A 14,435-nucleotide genomic window follows, 5' to 3' on the forward strand; every position below is an offset into this window, starting at 1 on the left:
CAGGTAAATCCTGGAGAAGGTCTTTAGTAAGATAGGCTTTTCTGGAATCCTCGCCGGATGATTTTAACCAACTGTTTTGGACCTGGGGTTTTCAACAGTTTGATAAAATCTTACTTTCTATCCTATCTCATCGTATGATAACAATACAACCATCCCGGCTGGAATGTCAAAAAAAATGCTCTTTCTCAAGGGTAATACAAATTTTCACTAAATAAATCCTGTAACCTTGACAGGAGCGGCAAATCGACCGTTTCTATAACCGGATTTTGGGTGAGCCTGTCTAATCGTATTTGAATAAATTGCATGGGGAAAGCGTCTAATTTTTAGACGTTATTCCATAGGACAATTGCAAGATTTTTGGATAAAAAAACTCAAAAAACAGTATACAACCCGTCAGGAACCGGACTTATCTTAAATGAGAGAAATTCTGGCATTAAATTTGCCCTTATAAGTAAAGTCAACATTGACCGGATTAAGTGAAAAACTGAGTCCTACCCACTACATACTCTATACGACCGCTTAATCCGGCCAATTTTTCTACTTAACAGTAGCCTCTCAGAGCCAGGAGAATCGATCTCCCCTTTTCTTTGCCTTCTTTTTTAAAGGCTCCATATAACCTTTTTTATTCCAGGGCTGCTTTCTCAAGGGTATGATCTTCTACTAACAGAGCGATCTCCCAGGATCGCCCTTAAACTCGAGAAGGGAGAATTTGAGGATTGCCTCTATCTCGACTCCTCCCTGCCGGGGAAGGGAAGTCGGAGGGGTTAGATTAAAAAAATACCCTTGGAAGGGGGGCGAAACAGGGGGGTGTTTCTTTTTCCACCTGCTAAACGGTCATAACCTTTCAGGACCTCACGAAGCATGAAAATCGTAAGACGATTTTCGTAAGAAATTGATATGGATACTAGAAGGTTATTTTCGTTGACGAGATTATATAAATATTCTATATGTTCTATGCTGGGAGGAGGAAAGTAAAGGAAAAAAGGTGGTGATTTTAATACTAAGTATGGAATTCACTTTCCAGAAGTTATGGATTTTATCCCTCCCTGAAGGGCCGTGGAAGTGTGGGAGTGTGGAAGTAAGGGAGTGTGGAAGTGTTGAAGTATGGAAGTATGGGAGTAGAGGTGGAAATTCTCCTACACACCCCCACCTCCACACTTCCACACTCCCTTACTTCCACACCTCCATACGCCCCTACTTCCACAGAGAAGACCGAGTATGAAATTTCCAAATAAAATGCAGGCCATGGTATTGGAAGCGCCGAAGCAGCCCTTGCAGGCACGGGAAGTACCTGTTCCCCATCCCAACCCGGACCAGGTTTTAGTTCGTGTTCATGCCTGCGCCGTATGCCGCACCGATTTGCATGTTTTTGAAGGGGAACTTCCCGATCCAAAGCTTCCACTTATTTTAGGTCATGAGATTGTAGGAACGGTTATTCAAGTGGGGGATCGGGTTGAGCGATTTCGTGTGGGTGACCGAATTGGGATACCCTGGTTGGCATCTACCTGTGGTCGGTGTCGTTACTGCCAACGTGGACAGGAGAATCTGTGTGATCGTCCACTTTTTACAGGTTATACGGTTGATGGAGGTTATGCCGAATATACGGTTGCCCATCAACGCTATGGGTTTCACTTACCGGAAACTTATTCCGATGTAGAAGTAGCTCCCCTTCTGTGTGCGGGACTCATCGGATACCGATCCTATCGGCTGGCCGGGCCTAACGTAGAACGGTTGGGAATTTATGGATTTGGGGCTGCTGCGCATATTATTCTTCAGATAGCAATATTTCAGGGGAAACAGGTTTATGCCTTTACCCGACCGGGTGATATTCAGGCCCAGGAGTTTGCTCGCCAGCTTGGGGCTGTCTGGGCCGGCAGTTCCACAGAGTTACCTCCAGAACCGTTGGATGCAGCTATTATTTTTGCCCCGGTGGGCTCCCTGGTTCCGGCAGCTCTCGCTGCAACGGTTAAGGGGGGAATCGTGGTTTGTGGGGGGATTCATATGAGCGATATTCCTTCTTTTCCGTATCGCCTGCTCTGGGAAGAGCGGGCTATTCGCTCCGTGGCGAATTTGACCCGCCAGGATGGTGAAGAATTCCTGGCCATCGCTCCGAAGGTACCGGTTAAAACAACGGTACAGGTATTTCCCCTTCAACAAGCCCAGGATGCCCTGGAGCGCTTGCGACGGGGAGAAGTACATGGGGCTGCCGTGCTTACCCTCTTCGAAGAACCCTCCCAAAAGATGGAAAACCCGGAGGTAAGATCCTGAGGGCCTTGAGGGAACCTCCCTCAAAGGTTAACCTCAACAGATAGGGGTTTTCATTTCTATCTGTTATTTCTATTCTAATATTAGATAAATTTAGCTATTTTTGTTGACTTTATCATAAAATGGTTTTAGTATATATCTGGCAAGGTAAGTAAAGCACGTAACCTAAGTAAGATGGATAAGGATCTCTTCCTTAGTAGCTTAAAAGTAGCTTAAAAAATCCTCTCAGTATTTAAACTTGTCTTTTAAGGAATAAATCTAAGCATTAGAAAACCAACCCTTGTATCTTCTTCAAGTCGGTGAAAGCCTTATAACCTCTCCCCTTCACCAGGTCTATAAGAGTGGATAAAGTAACTCATAAACCCCTTAAAGTTTTACTATTTGAAGTCAATTCAGAAGACTCTTGTCTACTGCAGGAACTTTTAACAGAACTAGGTACGACTCCATTGGAGTTCATATCTGTGAAACTCTTAGAGGAGGGATTAGGGCGTCTCACGGCAGAGAATTTTGATGTGGTCCTCGTGGACTTATCCGACAGGTGTAGTTTGGAGGTTGTTACAAGGATACGAGCCGTTACTTCTTCCGTACCCATCGTACTACTTATAAGTTCCGGTAATCAAGGGCTTGCAGATCAGGCGAGAAGGGCGGATGTAGAAGCTTATCTTTTTAAAGAGCAGCTAAATCCTGCTCTACTCGTCCATACTCTCCAGTATGCCGTTGAGCTCAGAAGGATAAAAGAAGAGAACGCCCAACTCCTTCTTCAGGTGCAAATTGCTCAGGCAGAAGCCGAGGCAACACAAAAACAAATAATCAGCCTTCTTGAAGGTGTTACAGAAAAAGAACTTATCAGGGCGAAAGATGAACTGGCACGTCAACTTGCCGATATGGCCCATCTCTATAAGTTAAGTACACACCTTTCAATGACGATGGAGTTCGACAGGATTCTGGAAGAAGTCATTACCTCGGCAACCACCCTGGTAAGCACCAACATGGGGACGCTCCTGCTTTATGATCGTGAAAAAGACGATCTTTATACGGTAGCCAGTGTCGGCTTTACCAATGAATATCTGAACTTCGTAAGGCGTATACCTCTGAGTGCCGGAATTTGTGGAAGGACCGTATTAGAGTGTCGGCGATTTATTATTGAAGATATAGAAGCAGATCCCCTCCTTACTTCCTATCTTCCAATTGCACGTTTGGGAGGTTATCGGGCTATCTGTAGCACGCCCTTACTTACTCAGAGTGGAGATATCATGGGAGCCATTGTTGTTTATTTCCGTGAGCCCCATACTCCTTCAGATCGTGAACTCCATCTGTTGGATTTATATGTCCCTCAAGCCTCCCAGGTCATCCATAATACCAGGCTCTACAGGGAAATTCGAGAGGAGAACCGGCGCAAAGATGAATTTCTGGCTATATTAGCCCACGAATTAAGGAATCCCCTGGCTCCCATTCGGAATTCTCTGGAGCTTATACGCTTGCAAGATCTAGACAATCCAGTTCTCCATCGGTCTATAGAGGTAATAAAACGACAGACCCGGTATATGACCCGACTTCTCGACGATTTATTAGATATCTCTCGGATTACGCGTGGTAAAGTTACCCTTCAGAAGGAGATTTTGGATCTGGCGACCGTGGTAAACCGCGCCGTGGAAACCAGTCGTCCTCTTATTGAAGCCAGGCAACATCAACTCCTGGTCTCTCTACCTGAAGAACCTGTGCAACTGGAGGCAGACCCTCTCCGATTAGAGCAGATATTGGTTAATTTATTGAACAATGCGGCTAAATATACAGAACCAGGAGGTCGTATCTGGCTGAGTGCTCATCAAGAAGGGGGAGAAATTGTGCTCCGGGTGAAGGACACGGGGATCGGTATTTCCCAGGACATGCTCTCTCGGATCTTCGATTTATTCATCCAGGTCGATCAGTCCCTCACTCGGATACAGGGGGGACTTGGAATAGGATTAACGCTGGTGCGGAGTTTGGTGGAGATGCATGGAGGGAAGGTACAGGCTTTTAGTGCAGGTCTCAGCCAGGGAAGTGAATTTGTCGTACGCCTTCCGGCTCTTAAAACCCCTCCAAAGAGTTTATCAGATCCAAAGGGGATTCAGGCAATCCAAAAACCCCTTCGGGTGTTGATTGTGGACGATCATCTGGATACCCTGACTACTTTAAGGGACGTGGTTACCCTATGGGGATATGAGGTACAGACCGCTCAGGATGGTCCAACTGCCATAGAATTAGCTCTAACCTTTCAGCCCCAGGTAATCCTTTTAGACCTTTGCTTACCCGGAGTGGACGGTTATGAAGTAGCCCGGCGGCTTCGACAAGAAACAGGCCTGTCTAACGTTGTCCTGATAGCCCTTACGGTATATAAGGAGGAGTTGGTCCAACCTCGTTTTCAAGAAGCCAGATTTGATTATCATTTTGTCAAACCCATCGATTTACCGGCTCTAAGAAAAATACTCTATACCCTGGCATCTAATACCCATCCTGATTAAACAGGTCGTCAAGTAGGCCCCCTACCCTTCTTCTCTGCATGCGGAGGGAGGAGGAAGGGGACCTCTTCAGGTATCTCACTTTTATCCCGGCGCCTACGGGAAGGGGGTGGGGCGGTTTTTATACTTTATATCCCATTTCGATACCGATTGGGTATAGGATGGACTTTTCCACTTCTTGCGTACTCAGAAGGGGTTTGTTTTAATTCTTCAGAGAACCAGGTCTCAGAGGCTCTGAGCACCCGGATTAAAAAGAAGATCCAGGCTGGGTGAGAAACTCCAGCTCTTCTGGAGTCGAAGCCCGGCCAAGAATTTCGTTGCGGTGGGGAAATCGTCCGAATTTCTCGATGATGGCATAATGCCGTATGGCATAATCCAGAAAGCTCTCAAAGGGGTTTTTCATGTTGGGTGGAGCTGCCTTTACGAGGCTTTCAAAAGCCTTTACCGATTTCCGTTGAATCTCCAGATCCTCAGCATGTTCCATGGGAAGATAAAAAAATACCCGTTCCAGGAGGTCTAGAGCCAGATCTTTACCTCGATCCATACCTCGAAGGCATATTCCGAGGGCCATTTCATCCTGGGCAAAAGCTCGGGGTGTATTCCGATAAATGTTACGGGAGAACTGATCCAAAAGGATGATCAGGGCAAGAGTTCCTCGAGGCGTTTCTTCCCAGTGAGCAAGCTCTCCACTTATCGCCTGTAGCAGGTCCGGCTCGAATTTATCTCGAATGAGTCGGTCGGTTTCTTCCTCTCCACCAAACCAAAGCTTCAAGCGCTCTTCCAGGTTAATGGTTTGAAGGTCTCCAAACCAAAAATGTAAAATTTCCTCGATCCGATTGGCCGTGGTATTTTCCATTTTTATTTTACTCCTTCCTACGTCACCTCAATTCCTATTTCATAGGATAAAGATACGGGTCTTCTGCCGAAGCAGATTTCAAACTGCCTCTACTTCATGAAACACAAAGGGGTAAGAGACAGTCCCGTAAGTAGGCGGGACTGTCTCACCGTTGTTAATTTCTATTGATCGGTTACACATCCTTCCGAGGCCGAAGAAACAGTTTTGATGAATTTGTACAACACCCCTTTGGTTACTTTGTAAGGTGGAGGGCTCCATCTGGCAAGGCGTTGATCGATCACTTCCTGGGGTACTTCCAGGGTAATGGTATTCTGTTCTGCGTCAATGGTAATACGGTCCCCGTCCTCCACAATAGCAAGAAGGCCACCGGATTGTGCTTCGGGGGTTATATGACCCACCACAAAACCATGGGTACCTCCGGAAAAACGGCCATCGGTGATGAGGGCGACACTACTTCCCAAACCGGCTCCCATAATAGCACTGGTAATGGACAGCATCTCTCGCATTCCGGGTCCCCCTTTAGGCCCTTCGTAACGAATGACCACCACATCACCGGCCACTACTTTCCCCTTTTCGATTCCTTCAAGGCAGGCTTCTTCTGAATCGAACACTTTAGCAGGACCGGAAAAATGGGTACCTTCCTTGCCGGTGATTTTCGCAACAGCTCCTTCCGGGGCCAGATTGCCGTAGAGAATTCGGAGATGGCCGGTTTTCTTGATGGGATTGGATAAAGGAAAAATGATTTTCTGGCCTGCGGCGAGGTCAGGGGCATTTTCTAAATTTTCGGCCAGGGTTTTTCCCGTGACTGTCAAGCAATCCCCATGCAGTAGCCCTTCCTTCAAGAGTAATTTCTGAACCGCAGGTACTCCCCCAACCTGGTATAGATCTTCCATTACATACTTACCGCTGGGTTTCAAGTCTGCTATATAAGGCGTTCGATAACCAATTTCTTGAAAGTCGGAGAGGCTCAAGGGGACCTCCACTGCCTTGGCGATAGCCATAAGATGGAGCACTGCATTGGTAGAGCCACCGAGGGCCATTACCATGGTAATGGCATTTTCAAAGGCTTTACGGGTCATGATATCCCGGGGCTTGATGTCTTTCTCCATCAGATTCCGTATGGCCGGGCCGACCTGGGAACATTCTCGACGTTTTTCTTCGCTGGTAGCGGGGCTGGAGGAACTAAAAGGGAGGCTCATTCCCATGGTCTCGATGGCAGCAGCCATGGTGTTGGCTGTGTACATACCTCCACACGCTCCGGGACCCGGACAGGCATATCGAATTACTTTTTTCATTTCTTCTTCGGTTATTTGACCCGCAACGAACTGGCCGTAGGCTTCAAAAGCCGAAACCAGATCCAGCTTCCTGTTACCGAGAAACCCAGGTCGAATCGTACCCCCGTAAATCATGATACTGGGCCGGTTTAATCGTCCCATGGCAATCAGCGTACCCGGCATGTTCTTATCGCATCCGGGAATAGAGATGTTGGCATCGTACCATTGGGCTCGCATCACCGTTTCAATGGAATCTGCAATGATTTCACGGGAAAGCAGCGAATATTTCATCCCTTCGGTCCCCATGGAGATCCCATCGCTGACGCCAATGGTATGAAAAATAAATCCAACCAGTCCCGCTTCCTGAACACTGGCCTTAACCAGCCTGGCCAGGTCGTTAAGATGCATATTGCAAGGGTTTCCTTCCCAACCCATGCTGGCAATACCAACCTGGGCTTTATCCATATCTGCTTCGGTCAAACCTGTAGCATAGAGCATGGCCTGCGAGCCAACTTGTGACCGCTTTTGGGTTAAAACAGAGCTATATTTATTCAACGGACCGCTCATTACTGACCTCCTTAAAGTTTTTTATTTATTTATGGGATTCCCTCCTGCAAAGGAGCGTACGGCCGTACGCCCGTACTTATGAATTCGTTAAGGCTTATTCAAGAAATAATAATCATGGATAGAGCAAGAAATCAAGTAGAATTCTATATATTTAGTCATCCCAGGTTAGGGTTGTGGGGATGACCCGGGTTGGATGAGGAGATTCAAGCGTCCTTTAATGATTTCTTCTGCCTGGGCAATCATGCGGTGGACGATCTCACCGGCCGGAAGTATGGCATCGATGAGTCCGGCATCCTGTCCAAACAGGATAGGGGCATTTTCAACATCCCCGGCCAATCGGGCTTCCAGGGCTGCCCGACCCTCCTCCTGGTAACGCTGACGTAACATCCATTCTCTTCCGGCCCAGCGTTCGATGAAGCGGTTACGCAGAGCACGGGCCATGGCTCCCGGCCAGATTTGTCCGGTGGCAATATCCGGGATCTCAGTCAGTACGGTGTCATGACCGTCACTTCGGATGATAGCCTGCTTGAGATTAGGGTGAAGGGGTGATTCCTCGGTGGCCAGCATGCGGGTTCCCAGGAGAACTCCCTCTGCTCCCAGGGCCAGAGCGGCAACCAATCCACGTCCGTCGGCGATGCCCCCTGCCGCAAGTACAGGGCGCGGTGCAACCACCCTTACCACCATGGGTATCAGGGCCATGGAGGCCATCCACCCCACGTGGCCACCCCCCTCGGTACCCTGGGCGATAATGACGTCGGCCCCCGCTTCAGCGGCCCGTATGGCTTCGGGAACTTCGCTAACCATGTGAATAACCTTTAATCCGGCCTCGTGTACACGGTCAAAATAGGATCGCAGGTCTTGATTAGAACGTGCCCAGGCAGTGGAAATAACCGGAGCTCCGGCAGTCAGAGCAGCCTCAAAGCTTGCATCGTCGGTTCGGAATAAAAGGTAATTTACCCCAAAAGGCTTGTTGGTCGTAGCCCGAATGGCAGTAATCTGTTCATTTATCTGAGCAGCGCTCATTCCGGTAACTCCCAGAATACCCAGTCCACCTGCATTGGAGACAGCAGCAACCAGGGGTACAGAGGTTCCGGTACTCATTCCACCCAGAACAATGGGATGGGTAATTCCGAGAAGGTCGCAAATCGGTGTATGGATCATTTTTCCACTCCTTCATCCTTCTGGTTAAGACTTCGGTTTAATCCCTACCCCTACTGCTACCAGGAAAATGGTACTTTTTCCAGCAGCATGGGGCGAGAAGAACTCCACGACTGCGTCATCATAAAAGGTCAAACCCGTTGCACCCAGGCGTTGGGCATACGCCGCCAGATAGAGTTTTCCTCCTAGAATGCCCGCTTCCAGTTGAACCGCCCGATAGCCCCGGTTCCCAAACCGTTCCAATATCCCATGGAGATCTGCAAGAAAAAAGACATCCACACTGGCATCTGCCGGTAATTCCTGCTCAAGCCCTAAATAGCCTGCCTGTTGCCTGAAGTCTCCTTCTTTAAGTAGTTCGAGGGCTTTTCTGTCCCGACGAAAGAAATACGCACCCGGAGGCAGGCCCTCCACGGCATGGACTATGAGGTAGAGGTCGTTGAGTTGTGTACCGAAAGGCTCAAGAAAATCCGCAGATATTCCTCGTGTAGCCAGAGAGAGTAAAATAGAGAGTTGTACAAAGGAAATCGACTCCCAGGCAAACTGTCTCGAAGACCCCCGCCTCAGGATAACCTTGTGAATGGGATCCACAGGCAGTTCTTCCTCCCGATAGGGTGGGAGGGGAAAAAGCCTTCCTGTCGGTTCCGGAGTCGATATCTGGAAAGTTCCGCTTCGCCAGATGCGGACCTCTTCAGGGCTCGTAAGCATGGAGGCTTCATGCATCTTTCTCATACTGGGATAATCCACTTCTCGCCTGGACAGGGGAACCGTTTCAAGATGGAGGGGTAAGATTTCTTCCTGGACCGCCGGGGGTGGTTCGGTAACCCGACCCAGAGGTACCAGTGAGAGAGCCACTTCACGCCGGGTATCGAGATCCAATAGCCGATTCACTTCCTCGTCCACAAACCCCAACACAATCCGCGCAGGCACCTGGAGTGATGTAGAGATCGATAGAAGATTGGCCAGGATGGTTCCATTATCCCAAAAGAAATGCCGATAGGTTCGAGCCCTGTATTTCCAGGCATTGCGCCAATAGGTTCCGGTACAGATAAGGATTGCCGGGGACTGAGAGATGACAGGCTCATCTCCACTGGCCTTTACCAATATTCCCCGATAGTCTCCCCGACGTAATCGCCTGAGGGCAAAATCCCGTACACCAAAATGATAAACCCCGGCTTCCAGATCGGGCAGGTTACCACAGACCAGGTAGAGTTCTATTTCGTAGAGCGCTCCTGTACAAGCAGCCGCACGAAAGTAAATCTCTCCGCCGGGATAAGTCCTTCGCCGGGTAATACCTGCAGAGAAATAAAGAATTCGTGCCAGGGTAGTAAGATCTGGGATACAATCTCCTTCCGGTCGGATGTTCACTCCGGAGATGGCCGCTCCTGCAGCCATCTCCGGTGGATCCATGGGATTTGGTAAAGAAATAGGTTCGAGGGTAGAGTAAATTTTAAACGGAAGAGGCTGATTCTCCCAATCTAAAAAATGGGGCTGGTTACGGACACTCCAATAGGAGTGTTTCGTTGCATTATGATAAGCCCAGGTGGCTTCTATATTACTGTTGACCATGATGTCCTGACATATCGTTGTTCCAGGTATCTACCTGAATTTTCCAGGAACCATCCGCCTGCCGTTTCCATATATCGAGAAATTTACCCGAATCGGTTACCGGGGGATGATCCTGAGGCTGGACGGTAAGGGTGTATTTCCCGATTCGGTAGGCCAGATCTCCACTTACCTGGATATCCACAACGGTTGTGTTTACATTCTTTATGCCCATTTGAATACTCGTATGCCAGAATTCCTGGATCGCCGACCTTCCTTTGATCATTTCACTATTCGGTGGCATAAGGATGGCATCATCGGCATAAAGGGCAGCCGCTGCAGAGGCATCCCCTTTGTTAATTGCTTCAACAAATTTGATCCCACCTTCTTCGAGAATCTTACGAACCTGACTGATATCCTTTTCTTCGCTTTGTACCAATGAAGCGGAGAAGATTATCCACAAGAACATCCATCCAGGTAGAAAACCATAACGTGGGAATTTCATAACACCTTCCTTTTGTAACGAAAGTATCTGGTTGAAGTTACCTACCTCAGCAGACACCTTCTCAGGCCTTACCCAAGATAGTCTCTTAACCGGATATACCCGGTAACTCTACAAAACTCCCCCCGGCAGTTAGTGTCAAGGTGAAACTTAACTGAAGCGCAGGTTGAGATTACTTCTTTCTCCCACGGGTAAGCCAGACCATCTCTGCAATTGTAACCTGGCTTTCATCCCGGTGGATTAATTCAATGACATCTCCGGCTCCAACTTCTCCTTCCTGTAAAACCGTGAGATAAAATCCCGTACGACCACTGGTCAGAAACCTCCGGATGATGTCGGCCCTCCCAAACTTGACCCCCAATTTGTAACAGGGCATTCGGGGTTGCGTAACCATGACTTCAGCCGAGCCGATTCGAAATCGATCCCCTTTATGGACCTCATTTTCCCATAAACCTTTGGTGGTGAAGTTCTCACCGAACATACCCCAGGGCAGGTTCATGCCAGGGAATTGTTGCTGCCAAAACCCATAATGTTCAGAAGGGTATACGTAAACTGCTTTGTTCTCCCCCCCATGTACCGACAGATCTGCCTGTCGGTCCCCGTCCAGATTATATTTTTGTAGTAAAATACGGCGATCCCGGACAGGTTCTTTGAAAATTCCCGTCATCACGATCTTGCCCTTCCAGGTTATAGGACGGGGACTTCCTATATTAACAGAAATGAGTTTCATGGATCCCAGGCCCTCACCCTCAGCCCCTCTCCGCCCCCACCCCTTCCCTCCCCGTGGACGGGGAGGGGGAGAGGGGCCGGGGGTGAGGGCCACTTAAACGTTAAGTAAAACTAAGTGGACCCTGGACTAAGGAGGATTTGTTTTACTTCTAAGAACCTTAACCAGGGCCGTGTACCACCTGGTGGCCATTTTCTCCTCTCCCGATTCATTGGGATGGAGGCCATCAAAGGTATCCTCCCGGGCATCGAAACCCTCGGCTTGATTAACCAGAAGAACAGGGGATTCCCTAGTATTTTTTGCCATGGCCAGCCGGGATATCTCTGCATTCAACTTTTGAATGGCAGGACTGGGTGGATAGGTTGGAATGATTTGGGCCAAAAGCACGATTATGTGAGCATTCTGACGACGTAAGATATCTATAATTTCGCCCAATTCTTGAACGGTACTGGAGATACTGTGCCCCCGGCCCAGATCGTTATGTCCCAGGTGAATCAGCACGATATCCGGTTGATAAGTGGTTGCCCATCCATCGATTTTTTCCAGGATTTGATCCACCCGCCAGCCCCAATGGCCCTCGTGATCCAGATCAAAATCAGGATTCGGAGGCGGGCCTCCGAAGTTTTCCTTCTGGCTTCCGACAAAGTCTATATTATATCCGTCGGCTTTGAGCTTTTGCCATAAGTTCCTGCGGTAGCTGTTATGTTGAGAATCCGATTGGGTGATGGAATCACCCAACGGCATTATTTTAACAGGCTTCGCCCTGTATAAGCGGACAGGGTCTACAGGGATTAAGATCAGGGCTATCAGAAAAGTCAGAGTGGTTAAAATTTTTACAAAGGGATCCTTAAAACTCATATAAAATCAACAGAGGTCCTTGACTACCTTAATATCTTATCATCATCTGACCTCGTCGACCATCCTCGATAATACGACCTTCTGCGAACACCGTCCGACCCCGCAGGATAGTTCGAACAACAGTTCCGCGTAAGGTACGTCCCAGGTATGGACTCTGTTTGTGGCGATATAAAATATCCTCTGCCCGGGGGGTGATTGTTTTATGAAGATCTACTAATGCAATATCGGCATCGGCACCGACGGTGATGGATCCCTTTGCGGGAGCCAGGTTAAACCGTTGGGCCGGTCTGGTACTATAGAGTTCCACGATTCGATTAAGGGGGATACCTCGTTGGTGATAGCCGTATTCCAGCATAGCCGGGAGACCAAATTGACAGCCCGGGATACCTCCCCAGGCGTCCAGAAGCTTTCTGGCTTTAAGCTCCGGTGGGCTGGGAGAGTGATCCGATACAATGATATCCAGGGTTCTATCCTCAATAGCCCTCCATAAGGCCTCTCGATGAACTCCACCCCGAATAGGGGGTGCACATTTAGCTACAGGGCCTAGGACATCAACGTCTTCCAGTTCAAAGATCAGATAATGGGGACAGGTCTCGGCGGATACATTTATTCCTTTTGTTTTGGCTTCTCGTATTGCCAGGATTCCTTCCCGTGATGAAACATGCAAGATATGCAGTGGGGCATCTCGATGGGAAGCCAGAAGCAGAGCCCTTTGGATACCCTCAACTTCGGTGATAGGCGGACGGGTAGCCTCGTAAGCAGCCGCCGAGTGATCTCCTTTGAGTTTTGCCCGTGCGGTGAGTGTTGTAACAATATCGTGGTTTTCAGCATGGACGCTCACTATAGCCCCCAAATCCGCTGCCACTTTCATTCCATCGTACAGAGCGGCATCATCACACCAGGGATAGTCTTCAATTCCTGAGAAGCACATGAAAGCCTTGAAAGCCAGGGCTCCTCGTTGCCATTGTTCGATCATTCCCCGGGCATTACCGGGGATCATGCCGCCACAAAGACCAAAATCTATAATGGATTCCCGCTCTGCGCAGGCTTTTTTAGCTTCAAAGGTAGCTCCATCTGTAACCGGTGGGGTGGAGTTGAGCGGCATATCGATAAAACCTGTAACCCCGTTGGCTGCCAACGCCCGGCTCCCTGTAGCCAATCCTTCCCATTCGGTCCGACCCGGCTCATTGAAATGAACGTGGGCATCGATTAAACCTGGAAATACATAAAGACCCGTTGCATCGATTTCTTCTCTTGTACTTCCCGATAAATTCTCTCCAAGGGCACTGATCTTACCCTCTTTGATGCCTATATCGGCAATCCGGGTACTAGCTGCGTTGATCAGGGTCCCACCTCGTACGATTAAATCGAATTCCGGCATGGTCTTTTATCCTTTATCCCTTGTTTGCTTCGAGGAAGAATAAACAAAGGACAAACTTGATTTTACTTCTTGCTGGACGGGGCAAAAGGACGTAGCATCCCCGTATAGGTTTTGACCAGGGGGTACGCCAGGTCACCGACCTTGCTGGTACCCAAACCTAACCCTACCAGGGCCTCCACAAATTTGACTGCAGCCGCAACGCCGTCGATCACAGGGGCCCCGATTTCCCGGGAGATTTGGGAAGTCAGATCGGCCATTCCTGCACAACCCAAAACGATAGCTCCGGATTTGTCTTCAAGGAGGGCCCGACGGCACTCTTCGGTAATGATCCGTCGTGCGTTGGAACCTTCTTCTTCCAGCTCCAGCACCGCCAGGTCTGTAGCCCGGATATTTCTGCAAAATCGGGTCATACCGTAATTCTCGACCAGTTGTCGGGCAATGACACAGGTACGGGCCAGGGTAGTTACAATGGAGAAACCCGTTGCAATGAAGCTGGCTGCATGCATGGCTGCTTCGGCAATACCGATCACAGGTCCCCGTGCAATTTCGCGGGCAGCCAGCAGGCCAGGATCGCCGAAACAGGCGATAACATAGCCATCCACACCTTCTTCTTCGCCTTTACGAACCTCTTCCAACATCCCGAGGACACTGATAGCCTCGTCGTAATGTCCTTCAATGGAGACAGGTCCCATGGTGGGATTACAGGCCAGAATTTCGGTTCCCGGAGCAGCAACGGCACGGGCCGCCTCGCCGATTTTCTTGGTCATACTTTCGGTTGTATTGGGATTAATTACCTTGATTTTCATG

The 14,435-nt window shown here is 48.9% G+C and carries 11 protein-coding genes; 2 read left to right on the forward strand and 9 right to left on the reverse strand.

Features of this window, described 5'->3' with window-relative positions; all coding sequences use genetic code 11:
- The first annotated feature begins 1,218 nt into the window (after nucleotides 1-1,218).
- Entirely contained in the window at nucleotides 1,219-2,268 is a 1,050-nt protein-coding gene (locus VNM22_02875) for a zinc-dependent alcohol dehydrogenase family protein (GenBank protein HWP46083.1), read from the forward strand.
- Nucleotides 2,269-2,726: 458 nt separating this feature from the next.
- Nucleotides 2,727-4,766 (forward strand): ATP-binding protein, encoded by a 2,040-nt coding sequence (locus VNM22_02880; protein ID HWP46084.1) that lies wholly within the window; start codon nucleotides 2,727-2,729, stop codon nucleotides 4,764-4,766.
- Nucleotides 4,767-5,010: 244 nt separating this feature from the next.
- Here VNM22_02880 and VNM22_02885 read toward each other — a convergent pair whose 3' ends face one another.
- From VNM22_02885 to VNM22_02925, 9 genes are all read right to left on the reverse strand, one after another.
- On the reverse strand, nucleotides 5,011-5,619 hold the full coding sequence (locus VNM22_02885) for a DUF924 family protein (GenBank protein ID HWP46085.1): 609 nt from the start codon (nucleotides 5,617-5,619) through the stop codon (nucleotides 5,011-5,013).
- Between the two features lie 161 nt (nucleotides 5,620-5,780).
- Nucleotides 5,781-7,460, reverse strand: a complete 1,680-nt coding sequence (gene ilvD / locus VNM22_02890; GenBank protein HWP46086.1) for a dihydroxy-acid dehydratase — start codon at nucleotides 7,458-7,460, stop codon at nucleotides 5,781-5,783.
- A 165-nt stretch (nucleotides 7,461-7,625) separates the two neighbouring features.
- Entirely contained in the window at nucleotides 7,626-8,621 is a 996-nt protein-coding gene (locus VNM22_02895; GenBank protein ID HWP46087.1) for a nitronate monooxygenase, read from the reverse strand.
- 24 nt (nucleotides 8,622-8,645) lie between these two features.
- Nucleotides 8,646-10,184 (reverse strand): SagB/ThcOx family dehydrogenase, encoded by a 1,539-nt coding sequence (locus tag VNM22_02900; GenBank protein HWP46088.1) that lies wholly within the window; start codon nucleotides 10,182-10,184, stop codon nucleotides 8,646-8,648.
- The gene (locus tag VNM22_02905; protein ID HWP46089.1) at nucleotides 10,171-10,665 is read right to left on the reverse strand and encodes an SgcJ/EcaC family oxidoreductase; all 495 of its coding nucleotides are present in this window, start codon (nucleotides 10,663-10,665) and stop codon (nucleotides 10,171-10,173) included. The genes VNM22_02900 and VNM22_02905 overlap by 14 nt, the downstream gene beginning before the upstream one ends.
- Nucleotides 10,666-10,834: 169 nt before the next feature.
- Complete coding sequence (locus VNM22_02910) at nucleotides 10,835-11,392, reverse strand: MOSC domain-containing protein (protein ID HWP46090.1); 558 nt, start codon at nucleotides 11,390-11,392, stop codon at nucleotides 10,835-10,837.
- Between the two features lie 126 nt (nucleotides 11,393-11,518).
- Entirely contained in the window at nucleotides 11,519-12,247 is a 729-nt protein-coding gene (locus VNM22_02915) for an SGNH/GDSL hydrolase family protein (protein ID HWP46091.1), read from the reverse strand.
- Between the two features lie 28 nt (nucleotides 12,248-12,275).
- Nucleotides 12,276-13,628: an allantoinase AllB gene (allB, locus tag VNM22_02920; protein ID HWP46092.1), complete on the reverse strand. Its 1,353-nt coding sequence runs from the start codon at nucleotides 13,626-13,628 to the stop codon at nucleotides 12,276-12,278.
- A gap of 62 nt (nucleotides 13,629-13,690) precedes the next feature.
- Complete coding sequence (locus VNM22_02925) at nucleotides 13,691-14,434, reverse strand: aspartate/glutamate racemase family protein (protein HWP46093.1); 744 nt, start codon at nucleotides 14,432-14,434, stop codon at nucleotides 13,691-13,693.
- Between the last annotated feature and the right edge of the window lies 1 nt (nucleotide 14,435).

Source organism: Candidatus Limnocylindrales bacterium (assembly GCA_035559535.1).
Lineage (GTDB): Bacteria > Moduliflexota > Moduliflexia > Moduliflexales > JAUQPW01 > JAUQPW01.